This is a genomic window from Stenotrophomonas indicatrix (genome assembly GCA_041545745.1).
Lineage (GTDB): Bacteria > Pseudomonadota > Gammaproteobacteria > Xanthomonadales > Xanthomonadaceae > Stenotrophomonas > Stenotrophomonas indicatrix_A.
In genome coordinates, this window is sequence record CP168152.1 from 709219 (window position 1) to 727498 (window position 18280).

The window sequence follows — 18280 nt, forward strand, 5'->3', positions numbered from 1 at the left end:
CCGGGGTGCCCGGGTGCGCCCAGAAGCGCAGACCGGTCACCTTCCGGTGTCGCAGTCGCCGGCGGTGCATCTGCCGGTCCTGTACACCCAGGTCCTGGAAGGCCTGAGGGTGATCGAAAACGGACGTTATCTGGATGGCACGTTCGGTCGTGGCGGTCATGCACGTGGCGTGCTCACCCAGCTCGGTCCCGAGGGACGCCTGCTGGTCATGGACAAGGATCCGGAAGCCATTGCCGTTGCCGAGCGCGATTTCGCGCCGGACCCGCGTGTCTCGATCTTCCGTGGCAGCTTCGCCCAGCTGCTGCAGTGGAACGAGACCGCCGAAGGCCTGGATGGCGTGCTGTTCGATCTTGGCGTGTCCTCGCCGCAGCTGGATGTCGCCGAGCGTGGTTTCAGCTTCGGCAAGGACGGCCCGCTGGACATGCGCATGGACCCGGACAGTGGCGAAAGCGCTGCGCAGTGGATCAACCGCGTGGAAGATCGTGAGATCGCCGACGTGCTGTGGACCTACGGCGAAGAGCGGCAGAGCCGGCGCATCGCCCGCGCCATCGTGGCCCGCCGTGAGAAGCAGCCGTTCACCCGCACCGCCGAACTGGCCGAGCTGATCGCCTCGGTGATGCCGCGTGGGAAAGACAAGATCCATCCGGCCACGCGCAGCTTCCAGGCCATCCGCATCCACATCAACCGCGAACTGGCCGACCTCGAAGCCGGCCTGGATGCGGCGGTGGAGCGCCTGAAGCCCGGTGGCCGGCTGGCGGTGATCAGCTTCCACTCGCTGGAAGACCGCATCGTCAAGCAGTACATGAACCGCCTGGCCAAGGCGCCGCCGGCCAACCGCCGGCTGCCCGAGGCGCAGGTGTTCGTGCCGACGCTGGACCTGATTGGTGGCGCCATCAAGGCCACCGACGAAGAGCTGGCGACGAACCCGCGCGCCCGCAGCGCCGTGCTGCGTGTCGCCCAGAAGCGGGAGGCCGATGCATGAGCCGGCTGCTGCTGATCATCCTGTTGGCCTGCACCGTGGCCTCGGCGATCGGCGTCGTGTTCGTGCGTCACCGTCACCGGCAGACGTTCATCGAGCTGTCGCGCGCCGAGCGTGCGCGTGATGACCTGAACATCGAGTTCGGCCGCCTGCAGCTGGAGCAGGCGACCCTGGCCGAAGCCAACCGCGTGGACAGCATCGCCCGCGAAAAGCTCGGCATGAAGTTCCCCGAGGCCGCCGACGTCGTGGTGGTGCGCCCATGAGCAAGACCGGCCGCAACCGTCCCCGCAACGCCTTCAACCTGCGCCAGCGCCTGCGCTGGGTGGCCCTGGCGCTTGGTCTGTGCTCGGTGTCGCTGGTCGGTCGTGCCGCCTACGTGCAGATCATCAACAGCGACTTCTACCAGCGCCAGGGTGAAGCACGTTACCTGCGCGAACTGCCGATCAAGACCTCGCGCGGCATGATCACCGACCGCAACGGCGAGCCGTTGGCCGTGTCCACGCCGGTCGCTTCGATCTGGGTCAACCCGCAGGACCTGCTGCGTTCGCCCGAGCGCATCCCCGAGCTGGCACAGGCGGTGGGCATGTCGGTGGACGAGCTGAGCAGCCGCCTGTCGCAGAAGTCGGACAAGGAATTCATGTACCTGCGTCGCCGGATCAATCCGGACGAGGCAGAGCGCGTGGTCGCCTTGAAGATTCCGGGCGTGGCCGCGCAGCGCGAGTTCCGCCGCTTCTACCCGCAGGGTGAGGCGATGGCGCACGTGCTGGGCTTCACCAACATCGATGACCGCGGCCAGGAAGGCCTGGAGCTGGCCTTCGACGAATGGCTGCGCGGCAAGCCCGGCGGCAAGCGGGTGATCCGCAACCGCAAGGGCGAGACGGTCGAGAGCGACCTGCTGCATGCGGCCGAGCCGGGCAAGGACCTGACCCTCAGCATCGACCGCCGCATCCAGTACCTGGCCTTCAAGGAACTGCGCAACGCGCTGGTGGCCAACAAGGCGGCCGGCGGCTCGATGGTGATCATGGACGTGACCACCGGCGAGATCCTGGCCATGGTCAACCTGCCGACCTACAACCCGAACTCGCTCAACGGCGCGGTGCCGGACACGCGCCGCAATCGCGCGGTGACCGATCTGGTCGAGCCGGGCTCGACGATGAAGCCGCTGACCATCGCCACCGCGCTGCAGTCCGGGGTGGTGACCAAGGACACCATCATCGATACCAACCCGGGCTACATGCAGGTCGCCCGTTTCACCATCCGCGATGTGCCGCGCAACAACGGCGTGCTGAATGTCACCGGCGTGATCACCCGCAGCTCCAACATCGGCGCGGCCAAGATCGCCGCGAAGATGCCCGACCAGGTGTTCTATGACGGCGTGCGCCGTTTCGGCTACGGCTCGGTGCCGCACAGTGGCTTCCCCGGCGAGTCCGGCGGCGTGGTGCGGCGTCCGGCCAACTGGGACGGCGCAACCAAGACCACCATGTCCTACGGCTATGGCCTGAATGTCACGCCGCTGCAGATCGCCACCGCGTACTCGGCGCTGGCCAACGGCGGCAAGCTGATCGCACCGACGTTCGTGAAGGGCCAGCGCAACGAAGGCCAGCAGATCATCGACGAGAACGTCGCCAAGCAGGTGGTGGCGATGATGGAAACGGTGGTCACCCAGGGCGGCGCCAAGCAGGCGGCGGTGCTGGGCTATCGCGTGGCCGGCAAGACCGGCACCGCGCGCAAGACCGGCCCCGGTGGCTACGAGCGTGGTCACTACAACGCGCTGTTCGCCGGCGTGGTGCCGGCCACCAATCCGCGGTTTGCCACCGTCATCGTCATCAACGACCCGCAGGGCGGCAAGTTCTACGGCGGCCTGGTGTCGGCGCCGGTCTATCACAACGTGATGGAAGGCACGCTGCGCCTGATGGACGTGCCGCTGGACGACCTGCAGTCGTGGCTGGCTGCCCAGCAGTCCGGAAAGATCGGCCATTCGGCCTCGGTACTGCCGGTGCCACCGGCGGAAGCTGCACTGCCGGCGGATGCCGCCGCTGAATTCGATGCCGCGCTGCCCAGCGCGCAATCCCATGTGCCACCCGCTACGGGAGGCACGCAATGAGTCCTTCGATGTTGCTTTCGCAGTTGCTTCCGGACGTGGTCCTGGCGGGCCATGATCCCGTTCTGACCGGCCTGGTGCTGGACAGCCGTGCCGTGCGCCCCGGCAATGCCTTCGTCGCCATCGCCGGTTTCGGCGCGCATGGCCTGGGCTTTGTCGAGCAGGCGCGCGCAGCCGGTGCCGGCGCCATCCTGTTCGAAGCACCGGCGCCCGTCGAACTGCCTGCACCGGCCGATGCCATCGCCGTGCCGGACCTGCGTGCGCGGCTGGGTGCGATGGCCGACCAGTTCCATGGTGCGCCTTCGCGGGCGATGACCATGGTTGGCGTGACCGGTACCAACGGCAAGACCTCCACCGTCCAGCTGCTGGCCCAGGCCTGGCATCTGCTCGGTACGCCCAGTGGCAGTATCGGCACGTTGGGCGCCGGACTTTATGGTGCGGTCGAGCCGACTGGCTTCACCACTCCGCTGGTGCTGCAGATGCATGCGCTGCTGGCACAGCTGCGCGACGACGGCGCGCGTGCGGTGGCGATGGAAGTCAGCTCGCATGCGCTGGACCAGGGCCGCGTGGACGCCGTGCACTACGACGTGGCGGTGTTCACCAATCTGACCCGCGATCACCTTGATTACCACGGCGACATGGCCAGCTACGGCGCTGCCAAGGCGCGGTTGTTCCATCGCCCGGGCCTGAAGGCGGCGGTCATCAATCTTGACGATGCGTTCGGTCGCCAGCTGTTCGCCGGCCTGCCGGCGGGTGTGCAGGCGATCGGCCTGAGCTCGCGCGGTGCCGACGGTGCCAACGTGCGCGCCGAAGCACTGCAACTGGATGGCCGCGGCATCGGTTTCGCGCTGATCATCGACGGCCAGCGCGCTGCGGTGCAGTCGCCGCTGCTGGGCCGCTTCAACGTGGACAACCTGCTGGCCGTTGCCGGCAGCCTGCATGCGCTGGGGCATCCGCTGCCGCGCATCGCCGAGGTGCTGTCGGCACTGCAGCCGATCCGTGGCCGCATGAACCGCCTGGGCGGCGAAGACGGCCTGCCGACCGTGGTGGTCGACTACGCACACACCCCCGACGCGCTGGAACAGGCGCTGGACAGCCTGCACGGCCACCTGCAGGGCACGCTGTTCTGTGTGTTCGGCTGCGGTGGCGAGCGCGATACCGGCAAGCGTCCGCAGATGGCTGCGATTGCCGAACGCCTGGCCAACCAGGTCATCGTCACCGACGACAACCCGCGTGGCGAAGATGGCGACGTGATCGTGGCCGACATCCTGGCCGGATTTGCTGATGCCTCGGCCGTGACCGTGCAGCGCAATCGCGCGCGCGCGATCGGCCTGGCGGTGAAGCGCGCCGGTGCCGGCGACATCGTCCTCATCGCCGGCAAGGGCCACGAGCCGTACCAGGAAGTGAATGGCGTGCGCCATGACTTCGACGACACCGAAGTGGCAGCGGCTGCACTGGCTGCCAAGGCCGGTGTTCTAGCAGCCCAGGCTGGGGAGGGCGCCGCATGAAGCGCACCCTGCTTTCGCTGATCGCCCACTGGGCCGGTGGCGAAATCCACGGCGACGACGTGGCCATCGACGCCATCAGCAACGATACCCGCAGCCTTGGCCCGGGCAGCCTGTACGTGGCGCTGCGTGGCGAACGCTTCGACGGCCATGACTTCGCCGCTGACGCGCAGGCACGTGGCGCCAGCGCGTTGCTGGTCGAGCGCCTGCTGCCGCTGGACCTGCCGCAGGTACTGGTGGCCGACAGCGAGCGCGCACTGGCGAAGATCGCCGCTGGCATGCAGCGCGACCGTGCGACCGAACTGTTCGCCATCACCGGCAGCAACGGCAAGACCAGCGTGAAGAGTCTGCTGCTGGCGATCCTGCAGCAGGTGGCCCAGCACGCACACAAGGTGGTCTACGCCAACCCGGGCAACCGCAACAACGAGATCGGCCTGCCGCTGGCAGTGATCGACGCACCGGAAGATGCCGACTACGCCGTTTACGAGATGGGTGCTGGCAAGCCGGGCGATATTGCCTACCTGACCGACGTCGCGCGCCCGCGCTATGCCCTGGTCAACAACATCGCGCCGGCCCACCTGGAGCGGATGGGCAGCCTGCTCGGCGTTGCCGTGACCAAGGGGGCGATCTACGCCGCACTGCCGGCCGATGGCGTGGCGGTGATCAATGTCGACGACGCTTACGGGCGCTGGTTCGAACAGCATTTCATCGGTACCCCGGCACGTTGCCGGGTGCTGCGCTATGGCTTGGAACACACGGCCGACGTCACCGCGCGCGACATCCGCGCCGGTGCGCAGGGCAGCCGCTTCACGCTGGTCACGCCGATGGGCGAGGCGGGCGTGGTGCTGGGCCTGCCGGGCCGCCACAACATCAGCAATGCATTGGCCGCCGCCAGCCTGGCGCTTGCCGCTGGCATCGAGCTGTCACTGGTGGCCACCGGCCTGGCCGAAGCGCAGCCGGTGCCGGGCCGCCAGATCGCCCATCAGCTGCACAACGGCGCGGTGCTGGTGGACGACAGCTACAACGCCAACCCCGGTTCGCTGGCCGCCGCCATCGATGCGCTGGCGGCTGCACCGGAAGAGGGCTGGCTGGTGCTGGGCGACATGCGCGAGCTGGGTCCCGATGCCGAGGCACTGCATGCACAGGCGGGCATCCGCGCGCGTGCCGCCGGCCTCAAGCGCCTGTATGCACTGGGCCCGCTCAGTGCCGCCGCCGCCGCCGCGTTTGGCGAGGGCGGACGCCATTTCACCACCCATGACGCGCTGTCGCAGGCGCTGAAGGACGAGCTGCACGCCGGCGTGCGCTGCCTGGTCAAGGGCTCCCGTGGCAGCGCCATGGACACGATTGTCAAAGCGCTGCTGGCGCAAGGAGAGGAATCCCCGCATGTTGTATGAACTGGCTCGATGGTTGCAGCAGTTGGAGAGCCTGTTCGGGCTGTTCAACTACCAGACGTTCCGCGCCATCCTTGCCGCGTTGACGGCGCTGTTCCTGTCGCTGTGGCTCGGCCCGGCGATGATCCGCAAGCTCGCCCAGTTCAAGGGTGGCCAGCCGATCCGCAAGGACGGCCCGCAGACCCATTTCTCCAAGGCCGGTACGCCGACCATGGGCGGCTCGCTGATCCTGCTCACTGTCACCCTGTCGGTGCTGATGTGGGCTGACCTGCGTAACCGCTACGTGTGGCTGGTGCTGGCGGTGATGCTGTGCTTCGGCGCCATCGGCTGGTACGACGACTGGATCAAGATCGTCCGTCGCGACCCGAATGGCCTGAAGTCGCGCTGGAAGTACCTGCTGCAGTCGATCTTCGGCCTGGCTGCGGGCATCTTCCTGTTCCAGACCGCTGACGTGCCGGCGGCGCTGACCTTCTATATCCCCATGTTCAAGTCGGTGGCGCTGCCGCTGGCCGGCATCGGTTTCGTGGCCATTGCCTATTTCTGGATCGTCGGCTTCTCCAACGCGGTCAACCTGACCGACGGCCTGGATGGGCTGGCGATCATGCCCACCGTACTGGTGGCCTGCGCGCTGGGCGTGTTCGCCTATGCCTCGGGCAACGTGGTGTTCGCCAACTACCTGCAGATCCCGCAGATTCCGGGCGCCGGTGAGCTGGTCATCATCTGCGCGGCCATTGCCGGTGCCGGCCTGGGCTTCCTCTGGTTCAACACCTATCCGGCCATGGTGTTCATGGGCGATATCGGCGCACTGTCGCTGGGTGCGGTGCTGGGCACCATTGCGGTGATCACCCGCCAGGAACTGGTGCTGGTGATCATGGGCGGCGTGTTCGTCATCGAAACGCTGTCGGTGATGATCCAGGTCGCCTCGTTCAAGCTGACCGGCAAGCGCGTGTTCCGCATGGCGCCGATCCATCACCACTTCGAGCTGAAGGGCTGGCCGGAGCCGCGCGTGATCGTGCGCTTCTGGATCATCTCCGTCGTGCTGGTGCTGATCGGCCTGGCCACGTTGAAGGTACGCTGATGAACGACCTGTCGCACCAGGCAACACGCCTTGAGGCCATCGGTGGCAGCTACGACAAGTGGCTGCTCGGCGCGATGATCGCGCTCACCGGGCTGGGCGTGGTGATGGTCGCGTCCAGTTCGATCGCGTTGATGAGCAGCCCGTTCTACTACCTCAACCGCCACCTGATCTTCCTGGCGGTCGGCATCGCGCTCGCCATCATGGCCGCGCGTACCGAGCTGAAGACCATCGAGCAGTACAACCAGATGCTGCTGCTGGGCTGCTTCGCGCTGCTGGTGGTGGTGTTCGTTCCCGGCCTGGGCAGCAGCGTCAACGGTGCCCGCCGCTGGATCAACCTGGGCATCTCCAAGTTCCAGACGGTCGAAGCGGTGAAGGTGCTCTACATCGTCTGGCTGTCCAGCTACCTGGTGCGCTTCCGCGACGAGGTCAATGCCACCTGGCCGGCGATGCTCAAGCCGCTGGGCGTGGCCGGTGCGCTGGTGGTACTGCTGCTGCTGCAGCCCGACTTCGGTTCGTCCACCCTGTTGCTGGCGATCACCGCCGGCATGCTGGTGCTGGGCGGGGTGAACATGCCGCGCATGTCGATGCCGGTGGTGTTCGGCCTGGTGGGCATGAGCGCGCTGGCGATCATCGAGCCGTACCGCATGCGCCGCATCACCTCCTTCCTCGACCCGTGGGCTGACCAGCAGGGCGACGGCTACCAGCTGTCCAACGCGCTGATGGCGGTGGGCCGTGGCGAGTGGACCGGCGTCGGCCTGGGCAACTCGGTGCAGAAGCTGTACTACCTGCCCGAGGCGCATACCGACTTCATCTTCTCGGTCACCGCCGAGGAATTCGGTTTCCTCGGCACCTGCACGATCGTGGCCCTGTATGCGCTGCTGGTCGGCCGCACGTTCTGGCTGGGCATGCGCTGCGTGGAAATGAAGCGCCACTTCTCCGGCTACATCGCCTTCGGCATCGGCCTGTGGATCAGCATGCAGACCTTCGTCTCGATCGGCGTGAACCTGGGCATCCTGCCGACCAAGGGCCTGACCCTGCCGCTGATTTCGTCGGGCGGTTCGTCGGTGCTGATGACCTGCGTGGCGATGGGCCTGCTGCTGCGCGTGTCGTATGAGCTGAAGCGTGCCGAACGCCGCCAGGCCGTGCGCATGGGCGCTGCCGACGATGTGGCTGGCCCGGCTCCGGCCGATGCGCCAGCCGCACCGGTGGCAAAGAGCGTGCCGATGGCCGCCGAACCGGCTGCGGCCGAGCCAGCCGCCGTGCGCGGCACCAGCCGCTTGCAGTCGCGTGTCGAACCTACCTTCGGGAGGCTCGGATGAGCGCGGTCCAGAACAATGCCCGGCCGGTGATGATCCTGGCCGGTGGTACCGGCGGGCACATCTTCCCGGGCCTGGCCGTGGCCCGCGTGCTGCGCGCGCGCGGCGTGCCGGTCACCTGGATGGGTGCCGATGGCGCCATGGAAACCCGCCTGGTTCCGCAGCACGACATCCACATCGATACGCTGGCCATCACCGGTCTGCGCGGCAAGGGCAAGTTGGCGCTGCTGGCCGCACCGTGGCGGCTGATGCGCGCGCTGCGCGCAGCCGGCCTGATCATCCGTGATCGCCAGCCGCGTGCGGTGGTCGCCTTTGGTGGCTTCGCGTCCGGTCCCGGTGGCATGGCCGCGCGTCTGCACGGCCTGCCGTTGATCGTGCACGAACAGAACCGCGCGCCGGGCCTGACCAACCGCATCCTGTCGCGCTACGCGCGCCGCCTGCTGACTGGTTTCCCGGGCACCTTCGCTGCACGCGAGGAATTCGTGGGCAACCCGGTGCGCGCCGAAATCGCCGCCGTCGCGCCGCCGGAACAGCGGCTGGCTGATCGCAGCGGTCCGCTGCGCCTGTTGGTACTGGGCGGCAGCCAAGGCGCACGCGCCCTCAACAGTGGCGTGCCGCAGGCACTGGCCGCGCTCGGTGCGCAGGTGCCGGTGGTGGTGCGTCACCAGAGTGGCGAGAAGCTGCATGCCGAGGCGGTCGAGGCCTATGCCAAGGCTGGCGTGCAGGGCGAAGTGACGCCCTTCATCGCCGACATGGCTGAAGCTTTTGCCTGGGCCGACCTGGTGGTGTGCCGTTCCGGCGCCTCCACGCTGGCCGAACTCTGTGCGGTTGGCATCGGCAGCGTGCTGGTGCCATTCCCCGCTGCTGTCGACGATCACCAGACCCGCAATGCGGAGTACCTGGTCGAGCGCGACGCGGCCGTATTGCTGAAGCAGGACGAAACGCTGGCAGACGGCATTGCCGCGCTGCTGCGTGATCTGTCCGAAAATCCCGCCCGCCGCATGCAGATGGCGCAAGCCGCGCGTGCCCTGGCCAAGGTCGATGCCGCCGAGCGCATCGCCGATATCATTCTCGAGGAAGCTGTATGAAGAAGGCACGCTCCAGCGCCTGCCCTGCGCGAGGCCGCGCATGATCCGCCGCCTGCATGACACCAACGATCTGGTGCGCGCGTTCCCGCGCGTGCATTTCGTCGGCATCGGTGGCACCGGCATGAGCGGCATCGCCGAAGTGATGCTGACGCTGGGCTATGAAGTGTCCGGCTCGGACAACGCCGACAACGCTGCCACCCGGCGCCTGGCCGGCCTGGGCGCGCGCATCATGCGCGGCCATTCCGCTGCCAACGTGCTGGGCACCGACTGCGTGGTGGTCTCCAGCGCGATCCGCGAAGACAACCCGGAGCTGATGGAAGCACGCAGCCAGCGCATTCCGATCATGCCGCGCGCGGCGATGCTGGCCGAACTGATGCGTTTCCGCCGCGGCATCGCCGTGGCCGGTACCCATGGCAAGACCACCACCACCAGCCTGACCGCTGCGGTGCTGAGCGAAGGCGGGCTGGACCCGACCTTCGTGATCGGTGGCCAGCTGCTGGCGGCCGGCGCCAACGCCAAGCTCGGCGGAGGCCAGTGGCTGGTGGCCGAGGCCGACGAGAGCGATGGCAGTTTCCTGCGCCTGAATCCGTTGATGTCGATCATCACCAACATCGATGCCGATCATCTGGAGAATTACGGCAACGATTTCGCCCGCGTGCAGGCGGCGTTCGCCGAGTTCCTGCAGCGCCTGCCGTTCTACGGCCTGGCAGTGCTGTGCATCGACGATCCGGAAGTGGCCGCACTGGCCGCCAAGACCCCGCGCCACGTGATGAGCTACGGCATGAGCCCGCAGGCCGACGTGCGCGCCGAGAACGTGGTGCAGGAAGGTTCGCGCATGCGCTTCACCCTGCGCCTGCCGCAGGGCACCAGCCAGGAAGTGGTGCTGGCACTGCCGGGCAAGCACAACGTGCTCAATGCGCTGGCCGCTGCGGCGGTGGGCTGGCAGCTGGGTGTGTCTCCGGACACGATCGCGCGTGCGCTGGCCAGCTTCGCTGGCGTCGGTCGCCGCTTCAACGATCTGGGCGAAGTGACCACCGCCAGCGGTGCCAAGATCCGCATCATCGACGACTACGGTCACCATCCGAGCGAGCTGGAAGCCGTGTTCGCCGCTGCCCGTGGTGGCTGGGCCGACAAGCGCCTGGTGGTGGCCTTCCAGCCGCACCGTTACAGCCGTACCCGCGATCAGTTCGACAAGTTCGCCGCCGTGCTGTCGAGCGTCGATGCGCTGGTGCTGAGCGAGGTCTACCCGGCCGGCGAAGAGCCGATCGCCGGCGCCGATTCGCATGCGCTGGCCCGCGCCATCCGTGCGCGTGGCCGCAGCGAGCCGGTGGTGGTCGGCAAGGCGTCCGAACTCGCCACCGTGCTGCCCGACGTGCTGCAGGACGGTGATCTGCTGCTGATGATGGGTGCCGGCGACATCGGCGCCGTCGCCAGTCATATTGCAGTGGAAGGCTTCAAGGCGGAGGGCGAGGCGTGAGCACGCTGACCTTCCCGCCGCTGCGCAGCACCGACCCGGCCGTGTTCGGCCGCGTCGCCGTGCTGCTCGGTGGCAGCTCCAGCGAACGTGAAGTGTCGCTGGATTCGGGCCGCAACGTACTCGAAGCACTGCAGTCGCGCGGTGTCGATGCGGTCGCCATCGATGGCATTCCGGCGCTGGCCAAGGCGTTGGCGGCCGGCGGTATCGATCGCGTGTTCAACATCCTGCACGGCCACAACGGTGGTGGTGAGGATGGCATCGTGCAGGGCCTGATGGACGCGTTCGGCGTGCCCTACACCGGCTCCAACGTGCTGGGCTCGGCGTTGAGCATGGACAAGATCCGCACCAAGCAGGTGTGGCTGTCGCTGGGCCTGCCGACCCCGCAGTACCGCGAAGTACACGGAGGTACGAGTGCCGCGGGAGGCAGGATGCCGGGAGCGGCCGAAAAGAATGTCCACGCGCTGGCGGCCGAGCTCGGCCTGCCGGTGGTGGTCAAGCCGGCCAACGAAGGCTCCAGCGTGGGCATCAGCCGGGTCACCGACGAGGCCGGCCTGGACGAAGCCGTGGCCCTGGCCGCGCGTTACGACGGCCAGCTGCTGATGGAGCAGATGGTGGTGGGTGACGAGCTGACCGTGGCCATCCTCGGCGATGTCGCGCTGCCGTCGATCCGCATCGTGCCCAAGGGCCAGTGGTACGACTACAACGCCAAGTACATCGCCGAAGACACCCAGTACCTGTGCCCGGGCCTGGATGGTGATGACGAAGCAGAGATCCGCCGCATCGCGCTGGCGGCCTTCCGCGCGGCCGGTTGCCGTGGCTGGGGTCGCGTGGATGTGATGCGTGACCGCGCCAGCGGCCGCTTCTTCCTGCTGGAAGTGAACACCGCGCCGGGCATGACCAGCCACTCGCTGGTGCCCAAGGCGGCCGGGCAGGCCGGCATCAGCTTCGAGGAGCTGGTGTGGCGCGTGCTGGAACAGACCCTGGAGGCATCGCACGCATGAACGCGGTGCTGCGCATCTTCGTCTGGCTGTTGGCACTGTCGATGGTTGCACTGCCGGTAGTGGCCGTGGTCAATGGCTGGGTCGGCGCCGAGCGCTGGCCACTGGCGAAGCTGCGCGTGCACGGTGAGTTCAAGCGGGTGCCGCCGGAACAGCTGCAGCAGGTGCTGCTGCCGTATGCGCATGCCGGCTTCTTCGCGGTGAAGCTGCAGGACGCGCAGGACGCATTGGAAAAACTGCCGTGGGTGGAAAGCGCGCAGGTGCGCAAGCAGTGGCCGGACGTGCTGGAAGTGACGCTGGTCGAGCACAAGCCGTTCGCGCGCTGGGGCGAAGGCCGCCTGCTGTCCGAGCAGGGCAAGCTGTTCCCCACGCCGAAGAAGCTGGCCGACCTGCAGCTGCCCGAGCTGGATGGCCCGGACAGCCAGACCGAAGAAGTGGTCAAGCTGTACAACGATTCGCGCGCGCTGTTCGCGCCGGCTGGCGTCGACGTGCGCCGGCTGACCATGGACGCGCGCGGCAGCTGGTCGCTGCTGCTGAGCAACGGCACTGAAGTGGTGGTCGGCCGCGATGACGCGCGTTCGCGCCTGCAGCGCTTCGTGCGCGTGCTGCCGCAGCTGGCCAACCAGGCCGCGCCGATCGAGCGCGCCGACCTCCGATATACCAATGGTTTCACGCTGAGCTGGGGCACTCCGGCCGCCCCCGCCAATGCACCGGGCACCCCGGCAAGAAGGACGCAGGAAAGAACATGAATCGCAAGGGTGACAAATCGCTGATCGTCGGCTTGGATATCGGCACCTCCAAGGTGGTGGCGCTGGTGGGCGAGTATTCGCCGGGCAACCCGATCGAAGTGATCGGCATCGGCTCCCATGAGTCGCGCGGCCTCAAGCGCGGCGTGGTGGTGGATATCGAATCGACCGTGCAGTCGATCCAGCGCGCGGTTGAAGAAGCCGAGCTGATGGCCGGCTGCGAGATCCGCTCGGTGTACGCCTCCATCTCCGGCAACCACGTGCAGTGCAAGAATTCGCCCGGCATCGTGCCGATCCGCGACGGCGAAGTGACCTGGGGCGACCTGGATCGCGTGCTGGACGCGGCCAAGGCGGTGGCGATTCCGGCCGACCAGAAGATCCTGCATGCGATCCCGCGCGAGTACGTGCTGGACGATTCGCAGGAAGGCATCCGCAACCCCGTCGGCATGACCGGCGTGCGCCTGGAGGTGCATGCGCACCTGGTGGTGTGCGCGCAGTCGGCCGCCGCCAACATCAGCAAGTGCGTGCAGCGCTGCGGCCTGCAGGTGGACGACCTGGTGCTGTCCTCGCTGGCCTCCAGCGTGGCGGTGCTGACCGCCGACGAGCGCGAGCTGGGCGTGGTGCTGGTCGACATGGGCGCCGGCACCACCGACATCGCGGTGTTCGTGCAGGGCGCGATCTGCCATACCGCCTCGCTGCCGATCGCCGGCGACCACGTGACCAACGACATCGCGCACATGCTGCGTACGCCCACCCCGGAAGCCGAGCAGATCAAGGTGCGCTACGCGTGTGCCCTGGCCCAGCTGGCCACCGCCGAGGAGAGCATCCAGGTGCCGTCGGTCGGTGATCGTCCGCCGCGCCGCATGCCGCGCCACGCGCTGGCGCAGGCAGTGCAGGGCCGCTACGAAGAAATCTTCGAAATGGTGCAGGCCGAACTGCGCCGCTCCGGCTTCGAGGAACTGGTGCGCGCCGGCATGGTGCTGACCGGTGGTGCCTCGAAGATGGAAGGCGTGGTCGAACTGGCCGAGGAAATGCTGCAGATGCCGGTACGCGTGGGCATCCCGCAGCACGTTACCGGGCTGGGCGAAGTGGTTGGCAACCCGGTGCACGCCACCGGCGTGGGCCTGCTGCTGATGGGCAGCCAGATCGAGCATCCGCGCCGGCCGTCGCTGCCGACCGGTCGCGCTGGAAGCATGTTCAAGAAACTCAAGACCTGGTTCCGCGGCGAATTCTGACGCGGAACCTGCACCACCCGGGCTCGCCCGGTTGCAACACCGGCAACACGACGCAACACCGGCAACACATAACCCACACAGCCGCAACGACGGCATGCAGCACGAAGGCAGGACGCCTGAACGCCCATGCAATCGAAAGCGGATACAACGAGGACACGGACATGGCGCATTTTGAACTGATCGAAAAGATGGCACCCAATGCGGTGATCAAGGTGGTTGGCGTGGGCGGCGGCGGCGGCAATGCCGTGGCGCACATGGTCAACTCGGCGGTGGATGGCGTGGAATTCATCACCGCCAACACCGACTCGCAGGCCATCAAGAATTGTGGTGCCAAGCTGCAGCTGCAGTTGGGTACCAATGTCACCAAGGGCCTGGGCGCAGGCGCGAATCCGGAAGTCGGCCGCCAGGCTGCGCTGGAAGACCGCGAGCGCATCATGGACGCGCTGCAGGGCGCGGACATGGTGTTCATCACCGCTGGCATGGGTGGTGGCACCGGTACCGGCGCTGCGCCGGTGGTGGCACAGCTGGCCAAGGAAATGGGCATCCTGACCGTGGCTGTGGTCACCAAGCCGTTCCCGTTCGAAGGCCGTCGCCGCATGCAGGTCGCGCTGAAGGGCATCGAAGAACTGAGCCAGCACTGCGACTCGCTGATCACCATCCCCAACGAGAAGCTGATCACCGTGCTGGGTCGCAACGCGACCATGATCCAGGCCTTCCGTGCCGCCAACGACGTGCTGCAGGGCGCCGTGCAGGGCATCGCCGACCTGATCGTGCGTCCGGGCCTGATCAACGTCGACTTCGCCGACGTGCGCACCGTCATGTCCGAAATGGGCCTGGCGATGATGGGTACCGGTACCGCCCGCGGCGATGACCGCGCGCAGGCCGCGGCCGAGTCGGCCATCCAGAACCCGCTGCTGGACGATGTGAACCTGGCCGGTGCCAACGGCATCCTGGTCAACATCACCGCCGGCGCCGACTTCACCATGGCCGAGTTCGACGAGATCGGCCGCACCATCGACGGCTTCGCTTCGGAAGACGCGACCGTGGTGGTGGGTACCGTGCTCGATCCGGACATGCAGGACGAAGTGCGCGTGACCGTGGTCGCCACGGGCCTGAACCGCGTCTCGGCCAGCAAGACCCAGCGTCCGGGCGAGCGTGCACCGATCAAGCTGGTCCGCAACGCCACCACCGGCCAGCCGGAGTTCGGCGAGTTCGACAACGGCGGCGATGCAGTGTCCAAGGCCGTCGGCGGCATGGGCCTGGGCCTGCGTCGGGCCAGCAGCGACAGCGTGGCGGCTTCCAGCCCGTCGGCTCCGGCCTCCTCGGCCCCGGCCGCGGCGGAACTGCCGAACGATTACCTGGACATCCCGGCGTTCCTGCGCCGCCAGGCGGACTGATCGACGCTGCCCGGGGCTTGTCCCCCCCGGGTTGCGCCACCATGTCCTGAAAACGCGGGCGCCGGGCCAGGATGGGCCCGGCCGCCCTGCTTCACGCGCGTCCTACCGGCGCGCCGGTGTGTCCTGCCGGCGGCTTTTACCGGCGTTTCAGCCGGGGTAGGGGACCCTGCGTGTTAATCTACTGTGTCACTTCCGGTCGTCCCCCATGATCCAGCAACGCACCCTCAAGAACACGATCCGCGCCACCGGCGTAGGCCTGCACAGCGGCGACAAGGTCTACATGACCCTGCGTCCGGCGCCGGTCAACCATGGCATCGTGTTCCGGCGCGTGGATCTGGACCCGGTAGTGGAAGTGCCTGCGAAGGCCGAACTGGTCACCGAAGTGACCCTGTGCACTGGCCTGACCTGCAACGACGCCAAGATCCAGACCGTCGAACACCTGATGTCGGCCCTGGCCGGCCTGGGTGTGGACAACATCATCGTCGAACTGTCCTCGGCCGAGCTGCCGATCATGGACGGTTCGTCCGGCCCGTTCGTGTTCCTGCTGCAGTCGGCAGGCATCGTGGAACAGGATGCGCCCAAGCGCTTCATCCGCGTGCTGAAGACCGTGGAAGTGACCGAGGGCGACAAGGTGGCCCGCTTCACCCCGTATGAGGGGTACAAGCTGGGCTTCACCATCCAGTTCGACCACCCGATGATCCCGGCCAAACAGTCGCGCCAGGAAATCGAGTTCTCGACGATGGCCTACACCAAGGAAATTTCCCGCGCGCGCACCTTCGGCTTCATGCGCGACCTGGAATACATGCGCGAGCGCAACCTCGGCCTGGGCGGTTCGATGGACAACGCCATCGTGCTCGATGAGTTCCGCGTGCTCAACGAAGACGGCCTGCGCTACGCCGACGAATTCGTGCGCCACAAGATCCTCGATGCGATCGGCGACCTCTATCTGGCCGGTGGCCAGGTGCTGGGCGCCTACGAGGGCTTCAAGTCCGGCCACGCGCTCAACAACAAGCTGGTGCGGGCGCTGATGGCCGATGCCACCGCCTGGGAATGGGTCACCTACGACTCGCCGGCGGTGCCGGACCCGGTGGTGTATGCCACGCCGGCCTATGCCTGATTGCGCAAATTGTTGAATTTGAATGAAAAAACGCCGCCTTCCAGGGCGGCGTTTGCGTTTCCGACCTTAGTCGAGGCACTGGCGCAGCCGGTGACGCGACGACCGGGCCGAGGTCACGGTTTTGTGAACCTGTCGGATCGGAAGCCTGAATTTAACGTTGTTTTAACAACAATCTAACGACTGCCCCACCGGGGCCAGCTAGGATGCGACCCGGCCCCCGAAATGTTTCACGCTGCGGTGACACGCGCGACGGGGAGTGGAGCAGGACGCTCCGCTGCTTTCAGGTTTCCCGCTTCGGTTTCGAAGGAAGGTCCTGCAGAGCTGCCAAGGCGTCGCGTAGCCCTTTGTGCGTGGCGGCTGAAACTGCGTGGGGTCCATTCCGGTTGTCGAGCGCTGGGGAGCGCGTGGGAGTGGGAGACGCAGTCTTGACGGTCACCTTGGTGGCCTTCAGCCCGATGGACCGGGCCGCGTCGAGCAACTGGGCTTCGGCAAGCCGCAACTTGGCATGCCAGACCGGGGACTCGACGAGAAAAACGAGGTGTTCCCCGTCCACATTGGCCAGCCGGCAACGGCTGCGCAGAGGTGGCGGCAACTGGGGGCGCAACTGACGGTCCAGCGCGTCGAGCCATAGGGCACGCCGCAGCGGGTTCCCGCTTTTGTCCGCCATCACTACATCCAGGGCCGGTTTCGGTCTGGATGCGGGACGAACGCTGGATTTCGGCTCAGACATGAAAACTCACTGATGGCATTCAAAAAGATCGTAATCAAAACGCGTGAAGGACAGGCCAAATCGGCGCTCACGCGTTTGCGGTTCTACTTCGAGGACCGCCCCCGAGCCCTGCTGGGCAGCGTGCTCGGCGCAGGTTGCATTATCGGCCTTGCCGGCGGCATTGGCGCCAGTGCGCTCAATGATTCGCGCCTGCAGGCCAAGGTCGACCGCCAGGAGGCCGAGCTGGCCAAGGTCCAGCGCGATGCGCAGACCCAGGTCAACGCGCTGGCCGCCCGCCTCGGCGAGCTGCAGGCACAGGCCACCCGCCTGAACGCCCTGGGCGAGCGACTGACCCAGATGGGCAAGCTGGAAGACGGCGAATTCGACTTCAACGAGACCCCCGGCCTCGGTGACGGCGATGCCGGCGGCCCGACTGCCGACATCCCGGTGAAGGACGTCAACGCCGACTTACAGATGCTGGAGCAGCGCTTCGCTGCTTCAGGCCGCCAGTTGTCGGTGATGGAATCGCTGATGTTCGACCACCAGCTGCAGCAGAACGCCGTGCCCTCGCGCATGCCGATCCGCAACAGCTATGTCACTTCCGGCTTCGGTACCCGTGCCGACCCGTTCGGTCGCGGTGCTGCCACCCACAAGGGCATGGACTTCCACGCCCGCGTTGGTGACCCGGTGATGTCGGTGGCCGACGGCGTGGTCAGCTTCTCCGGGGTCAAGGGCGGCTACGGCAACGTGGTCGATGTCGACCACGGCAATGGCTACGTCACCCGCTACGCGCACAATTCGCGTCTGGTGGTGAAGGTCGGCGACCTCGTCCGTGCCGGCCAGGAAGTGGCCAAGGCCGGTTCCACCGGTCGTTCGACCGGCGCCCACGTGCACTTCGAGGTGTGGGAGAACGGCAACGTGGTCAACCCGCGCAAGTTCCTCGGCGATGGCGGAAATACCCCGGTCGGGCGCATCACCCGCGGTTGATCCACGGGTCGGATCCCTTCCGCGCCGCGGAAGGGCTCTGACCCGATCCGGATGATTCCGCGACGATTGCGACCCGATGGCGCTTGATGCAGGGTTGAAACCCCTGCCGCCCATCCCAAGCTACAATGGGTGTTGCCATCGACAGGGCGCCAGGCG

Annotated in this window: 15 protein-coding genes and 1 pseudogene; 15 read left to right on the top strand and 1 reads right to left on the bottom strand. The window is 67.1% G+C overall.

The features are described 5' to 3' along the window. Positions 1–13: 13 nt before the first annotated feature. From rsmH to lpxC, 14 genes and pseudogenes are all read left to right on the top strand, one after another. Positions 14–982, top strand: coding sequence for a 16S rRNA (cytosine(1402)-N(4))-methyltransferase RsmH (gene rsmH, locus ACEF39_RS03160; RefSeq protein WP_500287959.1), 969 nt, complete (start codon positions 14–16; stop codon positions 980–982). After that, a complete protein-coding gene (gene ftsL / locus ACEF39_RS03165) occupies positions 979–1242 on the top strand; it encodes a cell division protein FtsL (RefSeq protein WP_025876599.1) in 264 nt (87 codons plus the stop codon). Before rsmH ends, ftsL begins: the two co-directional genes overlap by 4 nt. After that, positions 1239–3083 (top strand): peptidoglycan D,D-transpeptidase FtsI family protein, encoded by a 1845-nt coding sequence (locus ACEF39_RS03170; RefSeq protein ID WP_500286949.1) that lies wholly within the window; start codon positions 1239–1241, stop codon positions 3081–3083. Before ftsL ends, ACEF39_RS03170 begins: the two co-directional genes overlap by 4 nt. Beyond that, the gene (locus ACEF39_RS03175; RefSeq protein ID WP_500286950.1) at positions 3080–4588 is read left to right on the top strand and encodes a UDP-N-acetylmuramoyl-L-alanyl-D-glutamate--2,6-diaminopimelate ligase; all 1509 of its coding nucleotides are present in this window, start codon (positions 3080–3082) and stop codon (positions 4586–4588) included. Before ACEF39_RS03170 ends, ACEF39_RS03175 begins: the two co-directional genes overlap by 4 nt. Next, the gene (locus ACEF39_RS03180) at positions 4585–5979 is read left to right on the top strand and encodes a UDP-N-acetylmuramoyl-tripeptide--D-alanyl-D-alanine ligase (protein ID WP_500286951.1); all 1395 of its coding nucleotides are present in this window, start codon (positions 4585–4587) and stop codon (positions 5977–5979) included. Before ACEF39_RS03175 ends, ACEF39_RS03180 begins: the two co-directional genes overlap by 4 nt. Continuing rightward, positions 5969–7054 carry a phospho-N-acetylmuramoyl-pentapeptide-transferase gene (mraY, locus tag ACEF39_RS03185; RefSeq protein ID WP_500286952.1) on the top strand — a complete coding sequence of 362 codons (1086 nt, stop codon included), beginning with the start codon at positions 5969–5971 and terminating at the stop codon, positions 7052–7054. The genes ACEF39_RS03180 and mraY overlap by 11 nt, the downstream gene beginning before the upstream one ends. Next, entirely contained in the window at positions 7054–8373 is a 1320-nt protein-coding gene (gene ftsW / locus ACEF39_RS03190; RefSeq protein ID WP_500286953.1) for a putative lipid II flippase FtsW, read from the top strand. The genes mraY and ftsW overlap by 1 nt, the downstream gene beginning before the upstream one ends. Beyond that, positions 8370–9458, top strand: coding sequence for an undecaprenyldiphospho-muramoylpentapeptide beta-N-acetylglucosaminyltransferase (murG, locus tag ACEF39_RS03195; protein WP_500286954.1), 1089 nt, complete (start codon positions 8370–8372; stop codon positions 9456–9458). The genes ftsW and murG overlap by 4 nt, the downstream gene beginning before the upstream one ends. A 40-nt stretch (positions 9459–9498) precedes the next feature. Then, entirely contained in the window at positions 9499–10935 is a 1437-nt protein-coding gene (gene murC, locus ACEF39_RS03200; protein ID WP_500286955.1) for a UDP-N-acetylmuramate--L-alanine ligase, read from the top strand. Further along, positions 10932–11936: a D-alanine--D-alanine ligase gene (locus tag ACEF39_RS03205; protein ID WP_500286956.1), complete on the top strand. Its 1005-nt coding sequence runs from the start codon at positions 10932–10934 to the stop codon at positions 11934–11936. Before murC ends, ACEF39_RS03205 begins: the two co-directional genes overlap by 4 nt. Then, positions 11933–12610 (top strand): annotated as a pseudogene (locus ACEF39_RS03210) (cell division protein FtsQ/DivIB); the annotation flags it as partial. The gene ACEF39_RS03205 and the pseudogene ACEF39_RS03210, both read left to right, overlap by 4 nt. A gap of 68 nt (positions 12611–12678) precedes the next feature. Then, positions 12679–13914 (top strand): cell division protein FtsA, encoded by a 1236-nt coding sequence (gene ftsA / locus ACEF39_RS03215; RefSeq protein WP_025876580.1) that lies wholly within the window; start codon positions 12679–12681, stop codon positions 13912–13914. 161 nt (positions 13915–14075) lie between these two features. After that, positions 14076–15311, top strand: a complete 1236-nt coding sequence (ftsZ, locus tag ACEF39_RS03220) for a cell division protein FtsZ (RefSeq protein ID WP_117309539.1) — start codon at positions 14076–14078, stop codon at positions 15309–15311. A 205-nt stretch (positions 15312–15516) separates the two neighbouring features. Then, on the top strand, positions 15517–16428 hold the full coding sequence (gene lpxC / locus ACEF39_RS03225) for a UDP-3-O-acyl-N-acetylglucosamine deacetylase (protein WP_089238783.1): 912 nt from the start codon (positions 15517–15519) through the stop codon (positions 16426–16428). A gap of 280 nt (positions 16429–16708) precedes the next feature. On the opposite strand, the gene ACEF39_RS03230 is transcribed toward lpxC, so the two are convergent. Beyond that, the gene (locus ACEF39_RS03230) at positions 16709–17158 is read right to left on the bottom strand and encodes a DciA family protein (protein ID WP_162292002.1); all 450 of its coding nucleotides are present in this window, start codon (positions 17156–17158) and stop codon (positions 16709–16711) included. A gap of 12 nt (positions 17159–17170) precedes the next feature. On the opposite strand from ACEF39_RS03230, the gene ACEF39_RS03235 reads away from it, so the two are divergent. Then, on the top strand, positions 17171–18124 hold the full coding sequence (locus ACEF39_RS03235) for a M23 family metallopeptidase (protein ID WP_089238787.1): 954 nt from the start codon (positions 17171–17173) through the stop codon (positions 18122–18124). The last annotated feature ends 156 nt before the right edge of the window (positions 18125–18280 follow it).